21 protein-coding genes are annotated in these 26391 nt (G+C 40.5%); 5 read left to right on the forward strand and 16 right to left on the reverse strand.

Translation table 11 applies throughout. The features are described 5' to 3' along the window. The 6 genes from AN214_RS15405 to AN214_RS15430 form a co-directional block, all read right to left on the reverse strand. Positions 1-3270, reverse strand: coding sequence for an FG-GAP-like repeat-containing protein (locus AN214_RS15405; protein WP_152960785.1), 3270 nt, complete (start codon positions 3268-3270; stop codon positions 1-3). A gap of 11 nt (positions 3271-3281) precedes the next feature. Continuing rightward, a complete protein-coding gene (locus AN214_RS15410; protein WP_054980538.1) occupies positions 3282-4805 on the reverse strand; it encodes a lipopolysaccharide assembly protein LapB in 1524 nt (507 codons plus the stop codon). Positions 4806-4828: 23 nt separating this feature from the next. Next, entirely contained in the window at positions 4829-6541 is a 1713-nt protein-coding gene (locus AN214_RS15415; RefSeq protein ID WP_054980539.1) for a CRTAC1 family protein, read from the reverse strand. 8 nt (positions 6542-6549) lie between these two features. Further along, complete coding sequence (neuC, locus tag AN214_RS15420) at positions 6550-7698, reverse strand: UDP-N-acetylglucosamine 2-epimerase (protein ID WP_054980540.1); 1149 nt, start codon at positions 7696-7698, stop codon at positions 6550-6552. A 111-nt stretch (positions 7699-7809) separates the two neighbouring features. Then, complete coding sequence (locus AN214_RS15425) at positions 7810-8478, reverse strand: S8 family serine peptidase (protein WP_054980541.1); 669 nt, start codon at positions 8476-8478, stop codon at positions 7810-7812. 182 nt (positions 8479-8660) lie between these two features. Further along, positions 8661-9761 (reverse strand): phosphoribosylaminoimidazolesuccinocarboxamide synthase, encoded by a 1101-nt coding sequence (locus AN214_RS15430; protein ID WP_054980542.1) that lies wholly within the window; start codon positions 9759-9761, stop codon positions 8661-8663. A 199-nt stretch (positions 9762-9960) separates the two neighbouring features. Here AN214_RS15430 and AN214_RS15435 point away from each other — a divergent pair, with 199 nt between their 5' ends. From AN214_RS15435 to AN214_RS15445, 3 genes are read left to right on the forward strand one after another with little or no spacing between them, the layout of a single operon-like run. Further along, positions 9961-10647, forward strand: a complete 687-nt coding sequence (locus tag AN214_RS15435) for an ABC transporter ATP-binding protein (RefSeq protein WP_054980543.1) — start codon at positions 9961-9963, stop codon at positions 10645-10647. After that, positions 10644-11975 carry an ABC transporter permease gene (locus AN214_RS15440; protein WP_054980544.1) on the forward strand — a complete coding sequence of 444 codons (1332 nt, stop codon included), beginning with the start codon at positions 10644-10646 and terminating at the stop codon, positions 11973-11975. Before AN214_RS15435 ends, AN214_RS15440 begins: the two co-directional genes overlap by 4 nt. A 7-nt stretch (positions 11976-11982) precedes the next feature. Further along, positions 11983-12483, forward strand: coding sequence for a DUF3299 domain-containing protein (locus AN214_RS15445; RefSeq protein ID WP_054980545.1), 501 nt, complete (start codon positions 11983-11985; stop codon positions 12481-12483). A gap of 43 nt (positions 12484-12526) precedes the next feature. Here AN214_RS15445 and mutM read toward each other — a convergent pair whose 3' ends face one another. Beyond that, positions 12527-13336 carry a bifunctional DNA-formamidopyrimidine glycosylase/DNA-(apurinic or apyrimidinic site) lyase gene (gene mutM / locus AN214_RS15450; protein ID WP_054980546.1) on the reverse strand — a complete coding sequence of 270 codons (810 nt, stop codon included), beginning with the start codon at positions 13334-13336 and terminating at the stop codon, positions 12527-12529. Positions 13337-13344: 8 nt separating this feature from the next. After that, on the reverse strand, positions 13345-13806 hold the full coding sequence (locus AN214_RS15455; protein ID WP_054980547.1) for a hypothetical protein: 462 nt from the start codon (positions 13804-13806) through the stop codon (positions 13345-13347). Between the two features lie 166 nt (positions 13807-13972). On the opposite strand from AN214_RS15455, the gene AN214_RS15460 reads away from it, so the two are divergent. Together AN214_RS15460 and AN214_RS15465 are read left to right on the forward strand one after the other, a co-directional pair. Continuing rightward, positions 13973-14893 (forward strand): manganese-dependent inorganic pyrophosphatase, encoded by a 921-nt coding sequence (locus AN214_RS15460; RefSeq protein ID WP_010562021.1) that lies wholly within the window; start codon positions 13973-13975, stop codon positions 14891-14893. 123 nt (positions 14894-15016) lie between these two features. Beyond that, positions 15017-17038 (forward strand): GGDEF domain-containing protein, encoded by a 2022-nt coding sequence (locus tag AN214_RS15465; RefSeq protein ID WP_054980548.1) that lies wholly within the window; start codon positions 15017-15019, stop codon positions 17036-17038. A gap of 255 nt (positions 17039-17293) precedes the next feature. Here AN214_RS15465 and rpmG read toward each other — a convergent pair whose 3' ends face one another. The 8 genes from rpmG to AN214_RS15505 all read right to left on the reverse strand — a co-directional run bounded on the left by rpmG (position 17294) and on the right by AN214_RS15505 (position 26345). Continuing rightward, entirely contained in the window at positions 17294-17449 is a 156-nt protein-coding gene (gene rpmG, locus AN214_RS15470) for a 50S ribosomal protein L33 (protein ID WP_005493124.1), read from the reverse strand. Positions 17450-17461: 12 nt separating this feature from the next. After that, complete coding sequence (rpmB, locus tag AN214_RS15475; RefSeq protein ID WP_010562023.1) at positions 17462-17698, reverse strand: 50S ribosomal protein L28; 237 nt, start codon at positions 17696-17698, stop codon at positions 17462-17464. Positions 17699-18059: 361 nt separating this feature from the next. Then, complete coding sequence (locus AN214_RS15480; RefSeq protein ID WP_054980549.1) at positions 18060-19118, reverse strand: efflux RND transporter periplasmic adaptor subunit; 1059 nt, start codon at positions 19116-19118, stop codon at positions 18060-18062. An 11-nt stretch (positions 19119-19129) separates the two neighbouring features. After that, positions 19130-22252: an efflux RND transporter permease subunit gene (locus AN214_RS15485; protein WP_054980550.1), complete on the reverse strand. Its 3123-nt coding sequence runs from the start codon at positions 22250-22252 to the stop codon at positions 19130-19132. 163 nt (positions 22253-22415) lie between these two features. Further along, entirely contained in the window at positions 22416-23273 is an 858-nt protein-coding gene (locus AN214_RS15490; protein ID WP_054980551.1) for a sulfurtransferase, read from the reverse strand. Beyond that, positions 23273-24055: a YggN family protein gene (locus AN214_RS15495; protein ID WP_054980552.1), complete on the reverse strand. Its 783-nt coding sequence runs from the start codon at positions 24053-24055 to the stop codon at positions 23273-23275. Before AN214_RS15495 ends, AN214_RS15490 begins: the two co-directional genes overlap by 1 nt. A gap of 60 nt (positions 24056-24115) precedes the next feature. After that, the gene (locus AN214_RS15500; RefSeq protein WP_235576769.1) at positions 24116-24637 is read right to left on the reverse strand and encodes a DUF1566 domain-containing protein; all 522 of its coding nucleotides are present in this window, start codon (positions 24635-24637) and stop codon (positions 24116-24118) included. A 13-nt stretch (positions 24638-24650) separates the two neighbouring features. After that, positions 24651-26345, reverse strand: a complete 1695-nt coding sequence (locus tag AN214_RS15505; protein WP_054980554.1) for a DUF1566 domain-containing protein — start codon at positions 26343-26345, stop codon at positions 24651-24653. Positions 26346-26391 lie beyond the last annotated feature (46 nt).

Below are 26391 nucleotides of genomic sequence, written 5' to 3' on the forward strand. Positions count from 1 at the left end.
TTACTCGAAGCGCGTATTATATTTGCTGTGAAGTTTATTACGCGCTTTAGTTTCCTCACCTGGGAGTGGCCCTACCGTGCTGGTGTCTTCAGTATACATATCCATATCTTTTACCCAACCTTTTGAAGATAAAACATAAACACGTTGCCACCCTGCTTTAAGCGGAGCTTGTGTTGCGGCAAATTGGAGGCGTATCCCTTCACCTGGGCCAATAATCGCAAGTGCACTATCATGTTCTTTAACCAGCTCAGTTACATCACCAAGTTGAGAGTAGTAACCTGTTGGGTATCTTGTGTCCCAAATTGGTTGAGATTGTTCAAAATCATAATGCGGTCTTTTCTGTGCTAGAGTCGAACGTTTAGCAAAACCAAAGTCTTCTGCACTTGCAGCTAAAAGAGGCGCTTCACGTTTAAGAGCCAAATTCGCGGTGCTACTTTGTTGCTCTAGCGACTGACCGTAGACTAAACCAATACGGTCCCAAAAAATCTCCATTCTGGCTGATAAGCGAATTGCATCTACTCCATTTGGTAGATTGAGTAGCGGTAAACTCATTTGCCTTGGCATACCCGCTGGGTAACCAAAATCTGTATAGAGCATATGCCATTGTCCATCCGGTGTTCTTACTTCAAGACTTGCTGGCTTATAAACCTCTCCTGCTTGCCAAGCTGAAAAGCTGGTTTGAGAATAAGGATATTCCACCCACCCATCTATTAATAGATGAGGGTTATTAGTCTCATTAATTGGCTCAGAAAAAGTCACTGTTAGTTGATGTGCTTCTTTCGTTAATCCTAAGAAACGTTTATCCGCCTCTGGTATAGGTGCGGCAATATTGTCTCTAAGCAAAATGCTGTTTGTAACATCTTGGTACTCGCCATTAAATGCTTTTAGTGGAGAAATAAAGTCTTGATATACAAATGCTTCACCCGTTGGGAATGGGGCATTAATGCCCATTCTCTCGTCGAGTGCTAAATGCCACCCAGGAGGTAAGTCATAGACCTCTAAACGGGCATTATCTAGGTACATAACCTCTTCCATTGGCTCTGTTAGCAATAACTCATATACGCCATCTTTACTTTTCAATAAATTATTTGGCAACATAAAGTTTTCCCAAGGGCGAGGCTCTGCATACTGCCCTGGTCCTATAGCAAAACCGATACCGGCAACGCCGAGAATATCGCTAACATATTCAAACTTTTCGCCATTCCATACAAATAGTACTGGGCAACTCGCTAGCTGGCGCTGAGTCTCTGTAATATGGTGAATCCCCGGTTGCAAATTTAGTTCGGTTTGGTAAACACCATCACTCCACTCTAAGGCAACAAAATCAGCAGCACTTTTGTTTCCTATACCAATTATAACTGGCTGCAAACTTTGACCCGCTGATGAACTTTGTTTGAAAGTGTTGGTTAAAGTCCAACGAGAACCAGTTCGCAGCGCAATCTTAGTACCGATACCAGATGCATTCGAACGCATACCATCTGCATCTTGCTCAAGGCCTGAAACACTCAAGGTAACAAACCGGTTAATACTATTATTTGAATGCCAAAGTACAAGATCATTCTGAGACGTTAACGCAGCAATCGTTGGACCATGGGAAGCTGATAAAGCAAGAGGCTGGAAGTTAACAATAGGTGCTGACGATTTAGCTTCAAATACCACTGTCGCTATATCTTCTTTAATCGTTAATGCAGCCCAACCTGCGGATGTCGTTACTAACAGTGCTAATTCACCCTTACCAGCAACATCCGCAACAGCTAAATGTAAGTTGGCATCCGTCGCCAGCGTTATTGGCAATTTTATTTGTGTTTGTTGATAACCACCTTGTGCTTGGCGATGCCAACTTAATAGCTGGCCATTTTCATTGACAGTATAAAGCTCAATATAACCATCACTATTAATGTCTGCTGCAATTGCATTCTCGATTGATGAATTTGCGAAAGAGCTTCCTAGCTCGCCAATTTGGTAATGCCACAACAAATAATTATCGAGTAAGAGGTGCTGGTTATTGGCTGTTAATAATAAGATATCGGTATCACGGTCATTGTCAAAATCCTGAACGACAAAGTTACTGATATTTAATGAAGCTACTTGTTCAGGTAATTTCTCTGAAATATTACTAAACGTGCCATTTAAGTTGTTGTTTAAAAGTGACACTTTTCCCTGTTCATTTAGCACCAACAGATCGAGGTCACCATCGTGATCAGCATCAAAAAATACCCCATTTATAGTATTACTACCATCACCCTCAATACCTTCAAATAATGATTGTGTGAATTGGCCAACCGAATCTTGTAGCCAAAGCTGGTTTGCACCCTGGCGCATTAAGTATGCGTCGGTATAGCCATCATTATTCACATCAGCCCAAGCGATCGCATTTATCTTATCAATTTTCACCCAAGGTGCAGCAGATTCATTAAAGCCACTACTTTTATAATTCAGTAATTTAGGTTCAGATGAAAACGTTGCTAATAGGGTTTGGTTATTTTGATAATTAGCGGCAAAACCAACACTTTTATGTGCAATATGGTATGTACTAGGCTGCTTAAAAAGTGGGGATTTAGGTGTTGTTTCATTATTACTGCGAGTAGCATCAACAGTTTTAACTTCAGCAAGTAGGCCCATTCGCGTGTATTTAATTTCAGCAAGTTGTGCTCTCGGATTCGTTTTTAACTTTTGAAAAGTCTGTAAATAAGCTTTTGCTTTCGCTCTATCACGTAGCTGTTGTGAAGCCTTAAATGCACCATAATAAACACTGCGTAAGTATGGGTCGTAATTAATCGCTTTTTGATACCAATCGAGTGCTTGCTGATATTGCTGCTGTTGTGCAAAGCCCTGCGCCAAAAAGTATGCAGCATAAGCATCACTCTGTTGTGTATCTATAACAAACTTAAAATCAATTGCAGCACTTGCTATATCACCAGCATGCTGTTTTAGTAAACCTCGAATATAACGTGCTTGCACATTTTGAGGGTTAGCTTTAATCACCTGTTCAATGGCCGCTAAAGCTTGCTCTGTATCACCTTCTAGATTGCGATTTAACAATGCAATAATTCGATTTATTTTTACTTGTTCCCAGTCAGGATATTTTGTAGCGAGTTCGTCAAATGTTGTATACGCTAAAGCGTAATCAAACTGCCCCATTTGACCAACACCCAGATTATTTTGCTGGGCCATTTGTTCGTTTATCTTAAATTGGTTGGTTACATTAGGTCCGCAGCCACCTAAAAAAGTAGCGAGAATTAGTAAACTTAATTTAATATTATTAAACATATCTGCTTCTATTATTTGCACACTGCGAACTGTTGTAACTGATTTAATTGAGCTAGCGTGGATTGCTTATATTGTGAAATATCGGTTTTTTGTTGCTGTGCCAGGTTATCAAGTTGCACCATCAAATCAGCGGCCTTTTTGCAATAATATCCATTGAGATATGCTTGAGTTAAACGGCTAGCGATATCAAAACTGGGATTGCTTTTCATAAGACGCTCATACAGCATTATTGCCTTATCATCATCGGCATAAAAGCCCCCAGACAATGCTTGTAACAGATTTGCATAATTTAATGCCACAATGGCATTTTCAGGAGCGATAACTAACGCTCTTTCCATTAATGCTACTGCTTGTTTATACGCTCTTTTAGTGTAAAGCAGCTCAACTAATTCAAAGAAAAGAGACGTTTTTAACGGAGAAAATATATTGGCCTTTTCAACATACTGTTCACCTTTCGAAATTTCATCTAATTGTATGAAAGTCTTTGCTAATGCAAAATTTGCGGGTAAATCATTTGGTGCATCTTTTAAAACCAGAAGATAATGTGTCTTTGCCAACTCAAAGTTTTGACTAAAATATAGTAACTCAGCAAGATTATAGTGGGCCGTTGTGTTATTTGGGTCTAACGTTAATGCCTCTAAAAGCACATTTTTAGCTTCATCCATTTGACCTAATTGAACTAGCGTTGCACTCAAATTCACTCTCGCTCTTGCACTTTTAGGCTCGCTCTTAATAGCATCGACGAAATACTGTTGTGCTTTTTGATACTGTCCCATTGAAAATGCAGACTTACCTTTTAATAAGTTAATACGCTCGCCTTTGGCCAAATCAGCAATTTCAGTGAAAATGGGGTCGATTGGTTTCACACCTATTTTTCCACTGAGCTTAAGACTTTCTCGCGCTTCATTTTTTAAATTAAGCGCTCGCTGGCTCATGGCAATTTTATAGTACAAACGACTCGCTTTCGGTTGTAATGACAGAGCTTGATAATAAAACTCAATTGCTTTTTGGTGCTGCTTTTGTAACTGATATATATCACCTTGCAGCATCAACACTGTAGGTGTTTTAAGTAACCCCTCTGGTAAGCTTGATAATTTGGTTTGAGCAAATCCGAGTTGCTCCAGATTAATAGCAGACTCAATCAGACTAGTATGCGCAGGTAAGTAATTTGAATCTATTTTTAGCGCAATTTCAAAAGCGTCAATGGCATTTTCCAGCATATTCGCTTGTAGGTAACTTTTTGCTAATAAATACTGCACATCAAATTTTTGCGGAGATAATTCAATAACCTTTAAATAACAGTTTATGGCTTGTTCAAAAAATTCATAAGCCTGTAATGTTTTACCAAGCTTAAACAACGCTTCTGTATTTGTCTCATCTAACTCAATTATTTGCTGTTGAATATGCTCAGTAACTAAGGGCTCCAAACTATCAAACGACATTGCTTTAAGCTTGTCTGATAATTCTGATGAAAATACTTGGCTTGATACAAGCAATAGCCCACACGCTAGGAACTTTTTAATACAGATATGCATTTAGTTAACTCTTATTTAGCAAGCTATAGTGTTATCGAATTATACTGGTTTAGCTTAAACGAATTTAATATTTGCGGTTTTTTACTCGGCTGATGGATCACCACTTGATTAATTTTCGTGTTATTTCCTAAACCCACCAAGATCCGATCATCGTTTGCTGAACAATAACTACCATCGGCTCTAACACGGCGCCATATAGACTTTCCAGAAGCCAATTTAACCTCAATTTTTGCACCATAACTGGTACGTTTAAATTGTTTCGAATTCAATGAGAAACCCACCCAGTTAGGTTTTTGTGTATAGGTATTTTGCAAAATGCGTACTGGTCCATTGTTATTAAAAACAACTAAATCTGTATCACCATCATTATCCAAATCGCCAACAGCCGCACCACGTGATACATAACTTTGGTTTAAAGAACTAACACTTTCCCCCTTTAATTCTTTAAAACTTCCACCTGAAATATTCATAAACAATTGATTAGGTTGCTTTAATGGATAGATTTCACCTGCCTGTAATTGAGATTCAATAGAGGTAACAGCGCCATTTAAAACTACTAAATCCAAAAAGGTATCGTTATCAAAATCCAACCAAGCAGTTCCAAAAGCAGTGTATGGCAAGCTTGATAAACCAAGTCCCATTTTTTGACTCACATCGGTAAATAAGCCGGTTCCGTCATTTTTATATAATGTATTTGTTTCACCCATAAGGTGAGTCATAAACAAATCACTGTCACCATCATTATCAAAATCCGCAGCATCTACGCCCATACTTGCTTCAGCTTGACCATCTAAGTTAAAAGCAGTACCAGAAAAAAGTGCATCATCAACAAACCCTTTACCTTGTTGATTTAACCACAGCTGGTTAGCCGCACCATCATTAGCAACAAATAAGTCAAGCCACCCATCACTATTAAAATCATCAGCAATCACGCCAAGCCCTGGTCCTGCTTGATAGTCTGATAGAGTTTTAAATGTCACATCAGAAAAACTACCATCGCCATTATTTAGATAGAGGGTATCAGCTTGAGGTGTAAAAGCAGCTGGACCGCAATAATCTAGGCGGCTATTGCGGGCATAGCACTTTTTAAGATTATTAACATCATAATCAACATAGTTAGTGATATATAAATCAAGCCAACCATCATTGTTATAATCAAAAAAGCTCGCACTCGTACCCCAACGATGTTGCGATTGTTTTAATGCATCACTGTGATCTGAGAATGTGCCGTCACCGTTATTTTTTAAAAGACGATTAAAGCCATAATTTGTTACGACAAGATCGCGCCATCCGTCATTATTATAATCACCAACAGCAACGCCCATACCGTAATCAGTAACCGCTAATTTGCTTTGCTCTGTAACATCTGTAAAACTAACATTTCCTCGTACTTTGCCATTTAAAATAAAATCATTGCGATACAATTTATCGCCGACTGGCTGCTGGGGTTTATAAAGCGTATCTTTTAAGGTGTCTTTTTTACCAAGCAAAGCACCTTGCACTATGTATAAATCAAGGTCACCATCATTATCATAATCGAATAAGGCTCCGCCAGAGCCTGTCATTTCAGGAAAATAAAACTTTCCTGTCATACCATTAAAATGATTGAAGTTTACTCCGCTTTTCTGAGTAATATCTTCAAATATAGAATTACTCGCAATCACCACAAATGGTAAAAACAGTATAAATAATGTGAACTTAATGCCCTTTTTTTGAATCTTAGAGTGCTTACTCATTACTTTCCCTACAATTGGTTTTTCTTAAAGAGCAAAACATCTCGTTCTGGTAATGATTTGATCACATCTCTGATAATTACAGAGGCATCGCCATTGCCATATGGATTAATTGTATCTTTAATTGATTCTCTAAATTCAGTGCTAAGTGCTTGCGTAATCGCATTCGAGATGGCTTTTTTATCCGCTTTTACATCGATAATATTCTTCGCTTGTTCTCGTCCTTTTTGACGTAAACCTATATTAATTGTGGGTAAACAAAAACTTGGGGTTTCCATTATGCCGCTTGATGAATTTCCAATCATGCAATCTGCACTTGCCAACAGGCTAAAATAACTCACAGGATCTAAATTAACACATAGCTGTGAATTAGCATGTCTTTCACAAAATTGTTGTGCATTTTGCATAATAATATGAGAACCAGAGTCTGCATTAGGAAAACAAAAAACATATTGAACATAGTGTTCACTTAATGCTGAAAATAACGAATCAACTTCAATCGTTGTATCTTTAAGTAAAGTAACTGAATGAAGTGCAACAACAACTATTGGTAAATTATTCTGTAGACCTAATTGCTGAATAACTTCTTGCTTATTTTTTATTGCTGACTTTGCAATATGATCAAGTGATGGGGCACCGCTAAAATGCACTCGCCACTCTTCTTCGCCCATTGCCAAAACTCGTTGTTTTGCTTTTTCTGTCGGAGTGAAATGAATATGACTCATTTTAGTTAACGCATTACGTACAGCATCATCAATTGCACCTTCGCTAATATCACCACCTTCAATGTGCAAAATTGGAATACGTAATGTTAATGCTACATTGGCAGGCGCTAACATTTCATAACGATCTGCAATGATTAATACTAAGTCAGGTTTTAATTGGGATAGCTTATCCGCAAGGCTCAGCGTAGCTAAACCAAGAGATTTTGCCATTCCCAGATCTGTATCTGAGCTCAAAAGACACTCTATTGTTTCGATATGAGAGAAGTTTTCAGCTGCAATCTCTTGCCAAGTATTACCATACTCTGGCGACATATGAGCCGCCATTGCAACTATGGTTAATTCAATTTCTGAGTCGGCTTCAAGTAACTTAAGCGGCCAATATAAATGGCTGTAATCTGCACGTGAACTGGTAATTGCGGCAACTTTCTTCTTCATGTTATTTCCAACAATTTTTTGTTGTATGTTACATGAATTTTAACTGAGGCTTAAGTCAAACATAGAACCACTGCTAGCATTTGGTATGCGACTTCCTTGTCGCAACTTAATTTAAAACACCACCGATTGCTCTGAAGTGCATTGATTGGTGCCCGCTTCACATACTTTATAAGTATAGCTACCACCGCCTTTTACGCCGATGTTATCTGTATATTCACCATTATTGCTTACTGAGGTAACAACAGTGCCATTACGGTAAATGTCGACCGAACTGCCCGATATGCCCGACCAAACAAGGTCTACATGTTGTACGCCCCTTACTTTATAGCCAGTTATGTTAAGGTCTGTAGTACCTGGGTCACCACCGCCATCACCACCGCATGGGTTAGCAATTAAGTAATCATCTGCGGCTTTTGCTTGCACTATGCCATAACCAAAGTACACATCTTTACCAGCGGTGCCCCCATCAAGCGCGCTCGATTTTAATGCACTACGAATTTCTTGACCGCTACAATCAGAATGATTAGACCAAACCAGTGCAGCAATACCTGCAACAGCTGGTGTTGCCATGGAAGTACCACTCATATAGCCATCTCCCACTTTAACGCGAATAGAAAACGCATTTATCACTTGGCTTCTGTCTTCAAAAGCAACGCCCACTGTTGGGATATTAGTGTTATTAGGTGTGCCCAATGTACCACTGAATAATCCAGCCTCATTATTCACTATAACCGCAGCAATACCGCCTGAGTTTTGGCAATTAAGCGCTTTAACTTGCACCAACCATCATTACTGACGAATAGCCTGCAGGATAACTGTACTTGAGAGAAGCATTGTTTTTAGGCTTAAGCGCTAAGATAAGCAGAAAGCAATAAATAGTAGGTTGGGTAGATAAAATCTAATAGAGAAAAGGTGTAATAAAAAAGCGCCCTAAATAAAGGTTATTTAAGGCGTATTAAAGCTTAGTCGATTAGACCATACTCTTTATCAAGAATATCGATCACTTCTTGACGTGGATCGCTTGGGATTTCTAACTGTTTACCAACAATTTTGCTCGCAATACCTACGTAAGTGTCTGACACTTGCATCATCACATCTACCGGTAGTTTGTAACCTTTGGCGAGTTCTTCACGTTCATCCATGCGATCTTTATTAAGTAATACATCGCTATCAGGCACGTTATTAATTAATAACTGGCGGAAACCCTCTTTCGAGTTTTCAACAATCTTACCATCGCGATAAGCTGGGCCATCCCAAATACGTGATGAATCTGGTGTACCAACTTCATCGATATAAATAAGCTTATGCGAACCATCTACTTCTTCTACATAACCAAACTCAAATTTCGTATCCACAAAAATTTGGTCAAGCTCAGCTAATTGCTTACTAATTAGAGCAAAACCTTCTGTTAGTAACTTTTCGTACTGCGCTACATCCGCTTCTGATTTAAAGTTAAATGCCGCTAAGTTATCAGTAATGTTTTTGCGTGTAATGTTTACATCATCAACTGGCGGCACTTCTGGCACATCAGTAATAATACCTTTGGTTGAAGGTGTAATAAGTACGTCGTTTAACTTTTGATTTGCTTCAAGGCCTTCTGGTAACTCAATACCACAGAAGTTGCGAACGCCTTTTGCGTAATCGCGCCACATGCTGCCAGTAATGTATTGGCGTGCAATTGCTTCAACGCGAACAGTTTCAGCTTTACGTACAATCCATACATAAGGATGTGGAATATCAACAATGTGGTTACCCGCAAGGCCTGCTTCATCAAATAATTTAAACCAGTGAGAAGCCACTGAGTTAAGTGCAATACCTTTACCTGGCACACCATTTAAGCCATTTTCACCTTGCCAAATACAGTCAAACGCTGAAATACGGTCTGAAATAACCATCAGTGCAAGTGGTGTATCTTTTGGAATGTTATATCCCTTTTCTTCGATTAAGCGAACGCTGTCTTGCTCGGTTAACCAATAAACACTGCGAACTTTACCGCTGTGAACCTTACCTTTGGTACGGATCGGTAAATCGTCATTTACGTCCAAAACCTTATATGAACTCATGGAAACTCCAAAAGATATTTTTGATACTAGAAAAGCGCGTTATGCGCTCTAAATTGGGGTGCGCCAATTTTAGTGAAAAGTCACTGTAAACTCAATAATTGAACAAAAAAAGCAAGGGTATGAATTGCTATCGCAAAAGATTGGTTTCAAGGTATTGTTGTTATAGTATCACACCAATGTAAACTAATTTTGTGCAGTCATGTTAGCGATAAACAATCTCACTTTTTCTTACCCAGGCGCTCGCAGCCAATTTGTGCTGCATGATTTTGCCTTAGCAAATGGCGAACATGTGTTTATTTACGGCCCAAGCGGCAGTGGTAAATCAACTTTGCTGTCACTAATTACCGGAGTGCAAAAACATAACAGTGGTTCAATCTCGATTTTAGACACGGCTTTTTCGACTCTGTCACAAAAACAAAAAGATCGCTTTCGCGCAGATCATATTGGCTATATTTTTCAGCAATTTAATTTAATCCCTTTTTTATCGGCGACCGAAAATGTAGCGCTGGGGTGTGAGTTCTCAAAAATACGTACTGAAAAAGCCACAGCCAAATACGGCAGTCTTGAAAAAGGAGCGACAACATTATTAATGGCGCTTGGTTTAAGCGAACAGAATATTGCTAAGCCAGTCAGTCAACTCAGTATCGGGCAACAACAACGCGTTGCCGCTGCCAGAGCATTACTTGGTGAACCAGAGCTCATCATTGCCGATGAACCTACGTCTGCTCTTGATAACGACGCCCGAGAAGAATTTATTAACCAGCTTTTTGAGCAAGCTAACAATAATCAAACCAGTATTTTGTTTGTCAGCCACGACCAAACGCTCGCAAATTTATTTGATAGGCAAGTGGCGCTTGCAAGCTTTATGCAGGAGCAAGCACTATGAGCCTATTAACCCTCTCGCGTAAAAGCTTACTGAATCGTTTTTCAAGTATTGCGATAACGACCATTGCGATTGCTTTAAGTATTACCTTGTTACTACTTATTGAACGCGCCCGTGTTGATGCCAAAGCAAGCTTTCATAATACGGTATCAGGCACCGACTTAATTGTCGGTGCTCGCACTGGCAGCACCGAATTATTACTTTTTTCGGTATTTCGTATCGGTCACCCAACGAACAATTTAAGTTTCACAAGCTATCAAGATATTACCAGCAAACGCTCAGTAAAATGGGCTATTCCACTTTCGCTTGGTGATAGCCACAAAGGTTTTAGCGTTATTGGTACCAATAATGACTACTTTGCTCATTACCGTTATGCCAATAAGCAAAACCTCGCATTCTCAAAAGGACACGCTTTTGAACAAGTAAATCATGTGGTGCTTGGTAGTAATGTCGCTAAAAAGCTGCATTACCATTTAGGTGACTCGATTATACTGTCGCATGGCGCTGGCAATACCAGCTTTCATCATCATGACGACCACCCATTTAAAGTCGTGGGAATTTTAGCGGCAACCGGCACGGCGGTAGACAACAGTGTGCATGTACCGTTAGTGGCAATTGATAATATTCATGGCTCAGCGACAGCGCCCAGCATTAGCGAAAAGCATCAAGCAGGCGAGCATCATGACCATGACCACCATGATGATCAGCATCGCAGCGAAAAAAGTGATAAACATAGCAAGTTGCCTGCACTATCAAATGCGGAACTCACTGGTCAGCCAAAACAGATCAGCGCATTTTTATTAGGCCTAAAAAGTCCAATTTTTGCACTTCAGCTACAGCGCAACATCAGCCAATACAAACAAGAACCACTACTGGCGATTATGCCCAAATTCACTTTGCGCCAATTATGGGAAGTAGTCGGTATATTTGAAAAAGCCTTATTGGTTATTTCAGGTGCAGTCGTGGTCATCGCGTTGCTTGGTATGCTGACTAACTTACTGGCAAGTCTCAGCCAACGCCGCCGCGAGCTTGCGATTTTACGCTCAGTGGGCGCTACACCTCGTACTATATTCACTTTGCTCGGGTTAGAAGCACTTTTAATCACAGTGTGTGCCACCTTGCTGGCCATCGCATTTTATTATCTTGTCATTGTCTTGCTTGCTAATATGTTTGGCAGCATCAGTGGTATTCACTTGCAACTTATGGCACTTAGCCAATATCAAATGAGTTTATTGGCTGGTATTATTTTGCTTGGCACCTTATTTGGTTGTTTACCTGCTTACAAAGCATATCGTTACGCATTGAGCGATGGCTTAACCATAAAAGTTTGAGAATTATATGAAACGACATTCGCTATTGTTTACTTTTTTCGCCTTAATAACGTTATTAAGTAATCAGCTGTTTGCCAATGGCAAAGCAAAAGAACTTTACTGGGAAGACCTCATTCCTAAAGGCTATTCGTCATCACCAGTTGAAGGACAATCCGCACACAATGAAAATTCTGAGGCCAATTGGGTTCAACCCGATTTAAATGCCCCCATCGTAAAAGAACTCAATAATACCATGGTGACATTACCGGGCTTTGTAGTGCCACTTGAAGGTAATGATGAAGTCATCACCGAATTTTTATTAGTACCTTACTTTGGCGCATGTATTCATGTACCACCGCCGCCACCCAACCAAATTGTGCACGTAACCTTTAAAGATGGCGTGCCAATTGAAAGCCTTTACGATGCGATTTCTGTTACCGGTAAAATGAAAACCGAAAGCTGGGAAGGCGAGCTAGCAAAAGTAGGTTATCGTATCGAAGGCGTAGGCGTTGCCCCATTTGACCTTTAAATACACCTAAACAAAAAGGCGCTAAGGCGCCTTTTTTCTAGCTCTATTTCTGACAATTTTTACAATACACTGTACTGCGTTGCCCTTGACGAATTTCAAGCAGCGGCTCTTTGCAGGTTACACACAGCTCGCCTTTACGCCCATACACTAGTAACTTCTGAGCAAAATAGCCTGGCTTGCCATCAGTTTGAGCAAAGTCTTTCAGTGTTGTGCCACCCTGTTCAATGGCATCCGCTAACGTTTGCTTTACGATAGGCACTAATTGTTGGTAACGCTTTTTAGAGACTTTGCCAGCCGCACGTTTAGGATGAATACCCGCTTTAAATAAAGATTCATTGGCATAAATATTACCCACGCCCACAACCACGCTGTTATCCATTAAAAACTGTTTTATCGCAGTTTGCTTTTGTCGTGATTTTTCATACAAATAATCAGCATCGAATTCGTCTGTTAATGGTTCTGGGCCCAATTTTAGTAAGCTGCTATGAACTTCCCCCACAGCTTGCCACAAACAGGCACCAAAGCGACGAGGATCATTTAAACGCAGCACTTTGCCATTTTCGAGCTCTATTTCGATATGATCATGCTTTTTGAGTGGTACAGAATTATCGACCACCCGCAGATTCCCCGACATGCCTAAGTGTAATATCACACTGCCGGTATCCACACTAATCATTAGGTATTTTGCACGGCGGCTAATGTCTATAATGGTTTTACCTTCAAGTTGATAAACGTCGTCTGGCACCGGCCAACGCAATTGCGCTTGATGCACGCGCACTTGTTTCACCGTTTGGTTTAGCATATGTGGCGTAATGCCTAAACGGCTTACTTCAACTTCTGGTAATTCAGGCATAAAAAACTCTAAAACTCCGTGGTAGGAAATAACTGATTGCAGGTTTGTTTATCTAATTTTAAACGACGCGCTTGATTGTCATAAACAAAACACCCATCTGGCGTAGTAAATACGTCAAACACCAAACTGCGATCATATCCTGCAATGAAAAGTTCCACGCTTGCGAGCGCCGAGGACTTTTCATCAACTATCGGCATCATCTCACCGCTTGCTTGTCGCCAATTTAAATCAAGCAATTCAACATCAATATTTAGCTGCTTATTAGTGCGCCAACTCGTACCGATACGCTCAATTTTGAAATCGCTGTATTGATAGGTCAGTACCGCGCTATTGGGTGGCAACAATGATTGAATAGCCTCATCATCAGACGTCGATATAATCTTATGATGTAATCCATTAAACAAAAAAATCATTAGCAGCATGGCGAAAATAATTACATTATTCCAGCCAGTTCTTCCAAGCCTAATCATTTCAATCCTAAACGCACGTATTACAGTATTACTAAGTCTATATGAAACAAGCAGTTTTAGCATCCGTTTAGGTGGCGTATAAGTAATACCAAATGAGTAATTTCTGTCGCTGTTAAAAGGCTATTTTTTTGCTAAACTATGCGCCAAAATTTAAGGAGTTCCGTCCATGGCAATGTATGTAGTGGGTCATAAGATCCCTGATTCAGATTCTATCTGTGGTGCAATTGCACTTGCATATTTAAAGAATCAAATTGGTGAAGCAGCAATCGCAACACGTTTAGGCGATGTATCACCTGAAACTCAATTCATTCTAGACACATTTGGTTTTGAAGCACCTGAGCTTAAAATGAGCTACGCAGGTGAAGAGGTTTACATTGTAGATCACACTGAAAAAACACAAGCACCAGATGACATTGATGAAGCAACCGTTGTGGGTGTTGTTGACCACCACAAACTTGGCGATTTAACGACATCTACACCACTTGAGTGTTGGATTCGCCCTGTAGGCTGTTCAAATACTATCATCAAGATGATGTATGACTTCTACGGCGTTGAGATTCCAAAGAACATCGCAGGTCTTATGTTAGGTGCAATCCTATCTGACACTGTTATCTTTAAGTCACCAACTTGTACTACTGCTGATATCAAGTGTGTTGAAGTACTGGCTGAAATTGCAGGTATTGAAGACTACAAAGCATTTGGCATGGAGATGTTTAAAGTTAAATCAGCGGTTGAAGGCACGCCAGCTCGCGACCTAGTTATGCGTGATTTTAAAGACTTCAACATGAACGGTAACCTAGTAGGTATCGGTCAGTTAGAAGTTATCGACCTAGCGGTATTCGACGACATCAAAGCTGATCTTGAAGCTGATATTGCAAAGCTTAAAGAAGAAGGCGGCCGCCACTCTGTATTCTTACTACTTACAGATATCATGAAAGAAGGTTCACAAATGCTTATTGCGTCTGATGACGAAGGCATTGTTGAGCGTGCTTACGGTGTTGCACCAGAGCAAAGCCGTGTATGGTTAGATGGCGTACTAAGTCGTAAAAAGCAAGTTGTACCACCACTACAAGATGCATTTGCTTAATTAAGCTTTAGTAAAAAAGGCGCGTCTAGCGCCTTTTTTAATGCTTAAGATAAAGCGCCATTTCGCTATGCAAGCCATCAATTAAGCTCTATGCTTATGAAAATGTAATTAGTTAAGTTTGCGATGCCATTAATAGTATTTTTGTTTTGTGTTTTATTTGCAGCTGCGCTTGATGCGACAGAGACAGAGCAAGCCACACAGCAAAATATTAGCGCACACATTCAAAAGCAAAGTAACTTAACATTCTCCAATTACGAAAATCGCATTGAACAGCTTTCGCTTAAACACAATCAAGACAACCTTGAGATGCTGGCTGCGCTGAATCAGTTTAATGAACAGAATCCGACAAATAATTTAAACGACCTCGCCTACCTATTAAGTTATCGTTGCTATCTTGAACTGGTGAATAACCAACAAGATGCCTACCAACAAACAGAACAAAGTTTACTGGCACTGACTATCAGCTCAGCCTCAGATCCCGCTATTTCTGCAGCAACCAGTTTTTGTAAATCTTGGCGCTATTATTTTGAAAAAGATGCTAAGCAATACGACCTCTACATTGAGCAATCATTTAACTATGCACTCAATACACAAACACCTGTGCTTAAATACTGGATTGCCATTAGCTTTGCCATGATGGCACAAGATACAGGCAGGAACTCGGCGGCAATTGAGGCAGCAAAATTGGCAATGACTATTGCTAACGTTAATAAAGACAATTACCGAGAAGCCACCAGCAGAGCCATTATCGCAATCTCAGAAGCCGAACTCGGCTTTTTTGACGACGCACTGATAAATAACCAATGGGCGATTGATTGGTATAAAAGCGTTGACCAACAAAATGCCATTTTAGGTCTGTATCAAAATAGAGGGTTTATTCTGAATAGCCAAGGTAATACAGCTCAAGCAAAAGCCATTTATCTAGACGCTATTGAACAGGCTAAAAAGCTTGAAAACCAAGATGCAATTCACGAAATTTACAGCAATTTAGCTGCAATCGCCTTTACTGAAGGCGAACTTGCGCTTTCAAATGACTACGCAGAAAAGACGCTGCAATATGCACAACAAAGTGACTATCAAACCCTTGCTGCGCACGCATACTCTATTATGGCGATTAATAATGTTTATTTAAATCAGCTCGACCTAGCTCAAGAGTACTTCGATAAAGGCAATAGCTATTTTGAAGAGTATAAAATGATTAGCTTGTTGGCAGATAACTATAAATCTTGGTCGGAAGCGATGGCCAGCATTGAAAATTTTGAAGCGGCATATAAAGCACAACTACGCTACAAAGAACTGAGCGATAAAATATTTAACACCGAACGCGAGAGCCGCATGCTACGCATTAAAGAGCTTTACGAGGTGGCCCAAAAAGATCAAGAAATTGAGCAACTAGCGTTTGATAATCAGCGCAAAAATACTGAAATTGAAAACAAGTCATTGCAAAAACGAATATGGGTATTAAGTGCTGTTATCACTTTGTTGGCCTTTATTATTTTGTCGTTTTTTTATCGCAAGCTAAATACATCCAATAAAAAGCTAACCAAACACAATACTAAGCTCAATGAAGAACGCTTTATCGATCCGCTTACCGAAGGTTTAAACCGTCGCTTTTTTGAAGTACAACAGCGCGAGCGTATGCTGAATGTACCTGAAGTTAGTTTTAGCTTATTCGCCCTTGATATTGATCATTTTAAATCGCTCAACGATACCCATGGCCACGCCTGTGGCGACCAGGTACTAAAACAATTTTGTCAGCGCATTCGGCAATCAATTCGCCAGCAAGATAATCTGATTCGCATGGGTGGCGAAGAGTTTTTACTGGTGATTGAAAATAGCAACCTAGAAGCTGACGCTCAGCTTATAAAAAAACTATTAGCTATCACTAATTCAGAACCCATTACATTTGAGCAGCATAACGTTTCAATTTCGGTATCGATTGGCGCTGCTTCCAACGTCAATATTTATGATGAGACAACATTAGACTTTGCCCTAGAACTTGCAGATCAAGCACTATATAAAGCAAAGCAGGCGGGACGAAATCAAGGTGAACTATTAGATTTGTATCAAATCAACTTAGCAAGTGTGATTAATAACTACGATATGATTGTAAGTAAGACTGTTACCAGTCGCACACAGCAATAAAAAATGAGCTGAAAGCTATAATCTACTAACATCTCAAGCATTGTTAAAGTTAAACACTTGCTGATGCCTATTTACAATTAGAACCACTCAATAGCAAAACTTTTGTCCTGTCCTGTCATCAACGCAGCTTTACAACGTAAAAATAAAACGCTTACGTAAGTGAATGGGTATTACTAAATTAAGTTGACTTAAAATTCAGGCAATAAAAAACCCGAGATAAACTCGGGTTTTTTTAATTCTTTCAGCAAATCACAATTACTTGATTTTTGCTTCTTTGAAAATCACGTGTTTACGTACTTTTGGATCGTACTTTTTGATTTCCATTTTTTCAGGCATGTTACGCTTGTTTTTGTCGGTAGTGTAGAAATAACCAGTACCAGCAGTAGAAACTAAACGGATCTTATCACGCATGACTCAAGCTCCTTATACTTTTTCGCCGCGAGCACGGATATCAACTAATACCGCGTCGATGCCTTTCTTATCGATAATACGCATACCTTTAGTAGTAGTACGTAATGTAACGAAACGCTTTTCGCTTTCAACCCAAAAACGGTGAGTTTGTAGGTTAGGTAAAAAACGACGCTTAGTCGCATTGCGAGCGTGTGAACGGTGGTTACCTACCGCTGGACGCTTACCTGTAACTTGACAGACTTTAGACATGTCTATTTATCTCCAATAACTTCGCTCGAGCTAAATCATTTCTTCCGAGGTTTGTGTACGTTTCTGCCCCGGAATTAATCAAAGGGCGCTCTTTATACAGCAAATACAGGCTAAGATCAAGAAACCCGATCTTTAGTTCAGCTCATGTGTAAATTTTATAGCGGCTAATTATAGTGATCTCTTGCCCCGAGGGAAAGTAAAACTTGCTTTTATTTTCACTATTTCCGCGAATTAAGCAAAACAGCCTGTTTTTTCGAGTTTTCTTTTTACAAACAGAGCTAAATTAGCCAACTAATTTCATAAGCAAAAGCACAAAGTAAGAATAAATTTTCTCACTTTGTGTCAAAATTTTTAATTAAGCTTACTCTTGCACTAACACTTCTTGTCCTGATGTGAGTCTTTCAGCGCCTCTGGTGGCAACTTTATCACCTAATTTTAATTGCTCCAATGTTACAGGACGCACTTCAACTTTACTGCCTTGCCCTTGGCCAACTTCCACGGCAACTTGTTGTGCTTTATTGTTATCTTGTATTTTTACAACATGAACACCTGCTTTTCGTAAAATAAGCGCATCACGCTCAACTAATAAGCTTGGTTGTGTTTTTTCAATATTAAAATCAACATCAACAAGCTGACCACTGGCCCAACTCACTTTATTGTTTGTGAGCAGCTTAGCGCGCACTTCAAATGTCTGCGAGCGCGAATCTGTGGCTGGAATAACTGCGCTTACCGTTGCCTTACCAGTTTGCAAATTATCAAAGCTGCCGCTACTTAAGCTAACGTTTTGGCCAACCGCTGCATATGCCAAGTACTTTACCGGTGCATAAAAACGTACTTCCAAGTTATTGATATCAATAAAATGCACCAACTTATCAGCACGGCTTGCATCACTGCCCGCTAATAAAAAGCGTTTGCTGACTATGCCGTCAAATGGTGCAACTACAGTTGCTCGTGCCATGCGATCTTCAATTTGTTTCAGCTTCACTTTTGCCAGCTCAATATCGGTGAGAGCTAAGTCATGCTGACTTTGTACTAAATCAACTTGGTTTGCCGCTGCACTGCTGGTCTTAGCTAATTTTTTTAGCCGCTCAAGCTCTTGGCGTTGATAAGTTAAATTTACTTCAGCACGCTTAATCATAATGCGCTGCTCTGCCGCTTCTAATTCAAGCGGTAGCATTTCAATTCGCGCTATCACCTCACCTTGCTTTATCTTAGCGCCTGGCTCTGCAACAAAACTAAGCTTCCCCGCGGTGCCAACGGTTAAATCAACATCGCCTTTACCTCTTAAAGTGCCGTTCAAAGCCACGGTTTGAACAAGTGGCGCTTGTTCAACCAATTTAACCGCAACTGTTGGTAATGCATATAAAGGTGCAACCAACAGCGATGAAGCAACTAATAGCGTATTTAATGGTTTATTCATCTTGGTATCCCCTACTTATTAGCAACCAGATCTAATTGTGTTTTATCGTTTTTAGTATTTGCTTGTGTTAATTGCGGTGGCATTTGTTTACCTAGTAGTAATAAACTTGGCATTAAAATTAAGGTAAACATGGCACTAATTGCCATACCGCCAACAATTACAGTCGCCAGTCCACGATAAATCTCCGAGCCAACACCCGGCATTATCATCAGTGGCAACATGCCAAATAAACTGGTTAAGGTACTTAAGTAAACCGGTCTTGCACGAATAAGTACTGCATTTTCAACCGCTTCACGACGTGATAAACCACCACGTTCGCCTTGGCGAGTTTGATCTACTAATAAAATCGCATTGTTCACAACCAGCCCGAGTAAAATAATAAAGCCAATCATAGTAAGTAAATCGAGTGACTGAAAACTCACAACGTTAAGTGCCGCTAGCGCCAATATGCCGCCCGCTACGGCCAGAGGCATAACTAACAACACCAACAGGCTATCGCGAGCCGATTTAAACAGCGCCGTCATCAACAAAAATAAAATAAATAGCGCAAGCACAAAGTTGTAGGCCATTTCTTCAATTGCTGAATTCATTTTTTGCGCATTACCTGCCAAAATTGCGTTTGCTGAGCGAGGTAAATTTTCACGCACAACGGGCATCACTTGTTCAGTAAGTATTTTTTGCGCCTGCTGTAAACTCATATCATTTGGCGGTGTAATTTGAATACTAACAGTACGGTAGCCATTTACACGGCGTAATTGAGATGGTCCAACGGTTCGCTCAATAGTGGCTAGCTCACCCAACGTTTGCACACCTGCCAATGGTGTTGTGATAGGCAAACTCGCTAGCTCTTCGGGACTTTGCCATGGATTAGCACGTAAAATCACGTTCATGCGTTCGTTACCGTCAAAGTATTCACTAATAAACATACCGCTGGTAAAGGCTTGCACCGCACTTGCTACATCTCGGCGTGTTAAACCCGCTTGCGTAATGCGTCTATCATTTGGCGTGAGTCGCAGTTCTGGCTCAGCCATATTAAGAGAGGGTTGCGGCTGCGCCATTGCCTTAGGCATAGCTTTTTTTACTTCAGCCAATGCTAGTTGCGCAGTAGACATCAATTGCTCCATATTAGAGCCCTGCAAGTCGATACTTAAAGTGCGGCCGTTGCCCCCATTTGCTACTTGGATCATCGAGCCTCTAAATAAGAAGACTTGAGTATCGGGCAGCTCTGCAAATATTTCCTCGCGAGCAACTTGCATTAGCTCCTCTACGCGCTGAGCATCGGCAGAATAAATAAAGCCACCCGCATTTGAACCAAACACATAGAAATTAAAATCTTTGATTGCAGGTGATTTCTCACCTAAGTAATAAGGCATTAGGCGCTGTTTTACTTTCTCAGCCAGCTCCTCTTCCATGTAATCAATATTGGCACCGGCTGGCGTTACTAAACTATAAAAGAAGCCATCAGTTGGTGCGCGTGGCATAAAGTCAGTTTGCGGCACTAAAGTGTATGTCACCAGTACCGCGCCACCTAACAATCCTACCACCCAAGAAACTTGCTTAGTACGAGTGCTAGTCAGTCGCATAATTAAATTGGTTAAGCGACGCCAGTAAGCATGAAATTGATCGTCGTTATTTTCATTGCTGAGTAAATATTTACTGGCAATAGGAATAATACTGATAGCACTAATTAATGAGGCAATTACCGCTATAGAAAGCGTTAACGCTAAATCTGAAAAGAGCTGACCTTCAATACCCGCCATAAATAAAATTGGTAGGAAAATCGCCACACTGGTTGCGGTAGAGGCAAATAGCGCACCACTTACTTGCACTGCGCCTTTTAACACGGCTTGCTTTCGTGCCATACCTGCTTGCATTAATCGCGTGATATTTTCTTGCACAATAATCGCAGCATCAAGCACTAAACCTACAGCAAACGCCAATCCTGCCAACGACACTACATTTAAACTACGGTTAAAAATACTTAGCGCTAAAAAAGCCACCATTAACGACACCGGAATTGTCGATGCAATAATTAACGTTGTACGCCAACCTCTGAAAAACAACCACAAAATACCGCAGGCCAATAATACACCTAGGCCAAGGTTACTTTTTACCAACTGTAATGCGTTACGAATATGCACAGATGCATCGTAACTTAATTCAATCGCTAAGCCTTCTTGAGCTAGTATACCTTCGTTTAATTCTTTAATTGTGGCATTCAGCTCATCTAGTACCGCAACAGTATTCGATTCATTGGCACGGGTAAGCGTAATGTAATAAGCAGGTTTGCCATTTCGCAGCGTCATTGCACGGCGGTCTGTTACGGTATTTTCAATTTTCGCTACATCGCCTAAGAAAATAGCGCGCTCACCTGAATAGCCAATGCGCATTTGCGCCATATTATCTAAATCATATTGCCCAGTGAAACGTACGGTATATTGACGACGACCAACATCGGCAATACCACCTGAAGTGTCAGTAGAAGAAGCAAGTGTTTGGCTAATTTGATTTAAGCTAATGCCTAGCGCTGCTGCTTTATGGGGGTCAAAAGTAACACGCAGCTCGCGTGGCCGCTCGCTTGCTAAGTTAACAAAGGCCACGCCGGGAATTTTAGCCAAACGCGGTTGAATTAATTCATCAATTTGTTTTTGATAACGCGCCATATCGAGATGACCACTACTTTCCGTAGGTACCACCAACAAGGTTGCTGCGGTTGGCCCACCGGAGCCAGGGCCTGCATTACCACCTGCCGTAACAATTGGGTCCATGGCATCTAAAGGCAAAGGCGGAGCTTGGTTTAAGCTGTTTAGCACATTTAGCATCGCCTCTTGCATATCACTGCCAACAGCAAAGGTTAAATTAATAAAACCCTGCCCTTGGTTAATTTGCGTATTTACCTCAAGCGCACCAGGCGTGTTTTTTACCGCATTTTCTAACGGCTCGATGATCACAGACTCGATTTCTTCTGGGGCAGCTTGGCGCCAACCTGAAATAATCGTGATTTGTGGTTGCTCAATATCGGGGGTTAATTGGATGGGTAGTTTAAAGATACTAATTGTGCCAAACAGCATAATTAGCACTAAAATCACCAGCACGCTGGCTGGTTTTTTTAAGGAACTTCGTGTGATATTCATAATGATAATACAGGGGTATAACTAGGTGTAGTCTAGTTGTTTGTACCATCATTGCTAGTTGTAAATTGTGTGTAAATATTTCGAAAAGCTGAACACACAAGGAACTAAGATAAATGACATAGAAACAAACTAAATCATCTAAAAATTAGTTTTATTATATGATTTAGTTTGACACAGAATCGATTGGTAACAGCTTATCTTTACCCCATTCGCTCCAACTGCCATCGTACACTTTCACATTATCAAACCCCGCAACCTCGGCGGCTAATGCTAAAATACACGCGGTTACACCGGATCCACAACTAAATATAAATTCTCTGGGTGCAGGAACAAGTTCGTTAAAAATTTGTTTGAGTGTAGCTTTCTTTAACAACTCGCCTTGCTCAAGCAAGCTGGCATAATGTAAGTTGAGCGAGTTTGGAATATGACCACTGCGCATCCCTTCACGCGGCTCAGCTTCTTGTCCGCTAAAACGCCCATAACCTCTCGCATCAACAATTTGAATATCGTCATTGTTAATTGCATTTAGTACATAGTGCTTATCAACAAATAGTTGCTTATCTTGCGGAACTTTAAAGTTACCTTTCACTGTTGGTATCGCGTAACTTTCAACAACTTCAAAACCCTGTTGCTGCCATGCCGGTAAGCCGCCACGTAAAATAGCAACATTATCAAAGCCCATGGTTTTAAACATAAACCAAGCGCGTGCTGCAGAGAACAAACCTTGTTTATCATATACAACCAGATGCGAATCTTGATTAATTCCTAACTGCTGTATTTTATCTTCAAAAACGTGCGCACTTGGCATGGTATTAGGCGATGATGCGGTTACATCTACAATATGTTTACTAAAGTCGAAACGTATTGTGCCTGGGATCACGCCACAACTTTGATCTTTTGATTTATTTACCGGGTTATCCATACTGGCATCAAGAACAACTAAGTTAGTGTCATCGAGGTGTTGCTTTAACCAAGTACAATCCACTTGAAAATCAGTGTTATCAAATACTGAATTAGTCATTACAAACTCAACCCTTTTACTTGTACTAAATCAAAATCAGCAAGTTCTGGTACTAGCTGCTGTAGCTTGTCTTCAGTCTCATTTAAAGTGCGTAAACAACCGCAATATTGATTCGCTTTTTGTTCGAGTTGCACAACTTTCTTTTGTAATGACTTATCAATTTCGCTGGCGATAATATCAATACGCTCACCCATGCCTGTGATTTTCTGCTCGATATTGCCTTCATTTGATTCAAATGCATCACCAAGCGCAACTAAAATAGCGCCGAGCGAACCATGCACAGCAGAGTGAATTTTTTGACTAATTTCTTTTTCAAAAAAATCATCTAATTTAGAAAGGGATTGGGGTGCGATATAGAAAAAGTCATCACCCGCTTTAAACTTATCTTTTAGGGCAATTTCAACGTACTTTAGTTGGTCTTTTAATACTTCAGGCTCTTTATCGGTAAAGCCTGTAACCACTTGTTCAATTGCTGACAAGCCTAAATTAACACCGTCGGTAGCAAGTTTAACCAGTTCAGGTACCGTACTGCGCAACCCTTTGCTGTATTCTTTTAAAACTTGCATCTCTTCATCGTTAAGCTCAATCCAACGGCCGCGAATAAACAACTGAGTGTCGTTATTTATCTGCACATTGGTTTGTCCTTTATCGACAATGCGAATAACATCATTAGTAATAATTAAGCCATGTCCAAGCTCAACATCACATAATTCATCAGCCAACGATGCATTTGAAAACAATAAGCCTGCAATCAAAAAGACCCAAAATCGCACCAACTTCATAACAATTCTACCCAAAAGATAACTAAGCAAGATTATCAAACTAACGAGGTAGATACCAAATCATTTCGCATAGCGCATTAAACGCAAGTGCACGTCTGAGGCTTTGCTTCTTAAGTTTGTTTTGCCGCTATAAAAGGCCACAGCCCATGCTTGAGTAATACTGCCAACACCGCTTGTGTTGGTCCAATAGTTTTGCGCCAATGTTGCTGGGAATACAACATTATTAATTGCCGCATCAACGCACTGACGTTCAACAAGCGAACTTAACTCTTTAACATTCGGCAACTGCCAATCGTCAAAGCCAGCGTATTGGTAATCTGCTGCAACTTGCAAGGCTTGTTGCCAAGTTAACTGCTCAGTGCCACCGGTGCAGGTGCTATTAGTTGCATCCCAAGATTGGCCAATACTGCAACGCATCCACATCAAGCCGGTTGAATTATCAATCGCAGTGCCATCTGCATTTACCGTAAATTGCGCTGTTGGTGACGTGCTAGGAATATTACCAACACATACTTGCGCATTAGCAGAGCATGCAAAGATAGTTGTAGTCACAATAATCGATAATTTACTAAAAATACGCATAGTACCCTCTTTATTAATCATCATTACTGGTGTCTCGCACTAAACGTATATAGCCAAGGTTTTGTTTAGGATAACCAATGTCTTTCCCTGAAAACATATCAATCGCCCAAGCAAATGCGCTTTGCCCACCTTCAGCGCTGGTTTGCATTGTCCAATACGGAAGTACACCATCAATTGCGAGTGTTGCCGAGTGCGGGAAAAAATCAGAGATCAGCACACTGCCCGAGCCCTGCTGACCGAAATGCAATAGCGAGCTTAGCTCACTATGGGTTGGCACTCGCCAATTATTACCGCCACAATAATTAATCTCATTAACCTCTGTTACATACTGGTCAAGACCACAATTAACCGTACTTGGGCAAGAAACTTGTGCGGGCGCCTCTACCCCAGCAAAACCACCATTATTAACCGTTGTTAAATACCAACTATAAGTGTTTTGCGCCTCGCGCAATTGCGTATTAGGCAATGTGCCAGTACTGGGTTGCTTAACTTCCCATATTAGCCCTGAAATATTATCTCTTACACAACTAAAGTTAATGGCATTGTCTGGCAACTCTCCGGCAAACTGATCAAGCTTGGTAAAATCAAATGCCCCGGGGCCGCTGCCAACTTTATCAAGTAAACCGGCGTGAATGTCGCGGCCAAGCGCTGCATCCTGCATTGGGAATTCAGTTGAAACACAGTTAATTAACTCTTTGCTGTTATCAAAACAGCGATTCATACCACTGTCATTAATTAAACCGAGAGCTTTTGGCTCTGCAAGTACCTGTGTTTGTTCACTGTCAGTGCGATTGGCGCTATCAGTTACCGTTAGCTCAAATATAAGGCTTTCAGGGGCATCAACATCTGGCACAATAAACTGAGTTTGACACACATCGCTATTATCGAGCGTAACTGTTACACCTGATTGCTGAACCCAATTACAACTAAAACTACCATCAACACTGGTTGAAGCGCTTGCATCTAAGGTAACGGTGGAAAATTCTTGCGCGCTTTGGTTTGCTCCGGCATTGGCAAAAATTAGTTGATTACTTTTTTGTAAGGTTAGCGCTAACTCGTTAGATTGCTGACCACCTTCATCGTCAGTAATGGTCAAGCGAAACGCTACTTCGTCATTTTGGGCGAGCAATGGGTGTGTAAATGTTAAATCAGCAGATGTTTTATCGGCAATGGGAATTGCCGTTCCTGCAACTTGTTGCCACAAATAACTGACTAATTGACCATTTTCATCTGGATCAAATGAGTTACTGCTAGACAATACAATAATATCGCCATATTGCGACGGTAAGCTGGTCGGCGCAGTTTGCTTAATTGAGACAACAGGTAATAAATTAACTGAGTTAATCGATACCACCAAGTTATCGCTTACTGTACGGTTATCTGGGGCAACATATTCAACCGATAACTCAATTGATTGATCTTGTTTTACATCGGGCGCGATAATTTCTTGCTTTGCCCCCTCGAGTGGAAAACCTTCAATTTGCGGCCCACTTAACTGGCGCCAAGTAAACGTACCACCTTCAGGGCTTGCAACCGCATTAACTGAAAACGTGAGTTTTTCATCGAGTGCAATATCACTTCCGGCATTAACAGACAAAGGCGCGCTGGTATTGTCATCGTTAGATGAACCTGAACCGCCACCACAGCCCAGTACCAACATCGCACTTAAGCAAGTGAGCAATACGGAATGCTGTTTTCCTATGGTCATAAATAACACCTAATAAAAAGTCGTTTTCTAAAATATAAAAATTTAA

The sequence above is a fragment of the Pseudoalteromonas sp. P1-9 genome (assembly GCF_001399975.1).
In the GTDB taxonomy this organism is placed as follows: Bacteria; Pseudomonadota; Gammaproteobacteria; order Enterobacterales; family Alteromonadaceae; genus Pseudoalteromonas.

Coding starts and splice junctions, on each gene's coding strand:
- AN214_RS15405 (WP_152960785.1), bottom strand. CDS start 3,270: ATGTTTAATAATATTAAATTAAGTTTACTAATTCTCGCTACTTTTTTA.
- AN214_RS15410 (WP_054980538.1), bottom strand. CDS start 4,805: ATGCATATCTGTATTAAAAAGTTCCTAGCGTGTGGGCTATTGCTTGTA.
- AN214_RS15415 (WP_054980539.1), bottom strand. CDS start 6,541: ATGAGTAAGCACTCTAAGATTCAAAAAAAGGGCATTAAGTTCACATTA.
- neuC (WP_054980540.1), bottom strand. CDS start 7,698: ATGAAGAAGAAAGTTGCCGCAATTACCAGTTCACGTGCAGATTACAGC.
- AN214_RS15430 (WP_054980542.1), bottom strand. CDS start 9,761: ATGAGTTCATATAAGGTTTTGGACGTAAATGACGATTTACCGATCCGT.
- AN214_RS15435 (WP_054980543.1), top strand. CDS start 9,961: ATGTTAGCGATAAACAATCTCACTTTTTCTTACCCAGGCGCTCGCAGC.
- AN214_RS15440 (WP_054980544.1), top strand. CDS start 10,644: ATGAGCCTATTAACCCTCTCGCGTAAAAGCTTACTGAATCGTTTTTCA.
- AN214_RS15445 (WP_054980545.1), top strand. CDS start 11,983: ATGAAACGACATTCGCTATTGTTTACTTTTTTCGCCTTAATAACGTTA.
- mutM (WP_054980546.1), bottom strand. CDS start 13,336: ATGCCTGAATTACCAGAAGTTGAAGTAAGCCGTTTAGGCATTACGCCA.
- AN214_RS15455 (WP_054980547.1), bottom strand. CDS start 13,806: ATGATTAGGCTTGGAAGAACTGGCTGGAATAATGTAATTATTTTCGCC.
- AN214_RS15460 (WP_010562021.1), top strand. CDS start 13,973: ATGGCAATGTATGTAGTGGGTCATAAGATCCCTGATTCAGATTCTATC.
- AN214_RS15465 (WP_054980548.1), top strand. CDS start 15,017: ATGCCATTAATAGTATTTTTGTTTTGTGTTTTATTTGCAGCTGCGCTT.
- rpmG (WP_005493124.1), bottom strand. CDS start 17,449: ATGCGTGATAAGATCCGTTTAGTTTCTACTGCTGGTACTGGTTATTTC.
- rpmB (WP_010562023.1), bottom strand. CDS start 17,698: ATGTCTAAAGTCTGTCAAGTTACAGGTAAGCGTCCAGCGGTAGGTAAC.
- AN214_RS15480 (WP_054980549.1), bottom strand. CDS start 19,118: ATGAATAAACCATTAAATACGCTATTAGTTGCTTCATCGCTGTTGGTT.
- AN214_RS15485 (WP_054980550.1), bottom strand. CDS start 22,252: ATGAATATCACACGAAGTTCCTTAAAAAAACCAGCCAGCGTGCTGGTG.
- AN214_RS15490 (WP_054980551.1), bottom strand. CDS start 23,273: ATGACTAATTCAGTATTTGATAACACTGATTTTCAAGTGGATTGTACT.
- AN214_RS15495 (WP_054980552.1), bottom strand. CDS start 24,055: ATGAAGTTGGTGCGATTTTGGGTCTTTTTGATTGCAGGCTTATTGTTT.
- AN214_RS15500 (WP_235576769.1), bottom strand. CDS start 24,637: ATGCGTATTTTTAGTAAATTATCGATTATTGTGACTACAACTATCTTT.
- AN214_RS15505 (WP_054980554.1), bottom strand. CDS start 26,345: ATGACCATAGGAAAACAGCATTCCGTATTGCTCACTTGCTTAAGTGCG.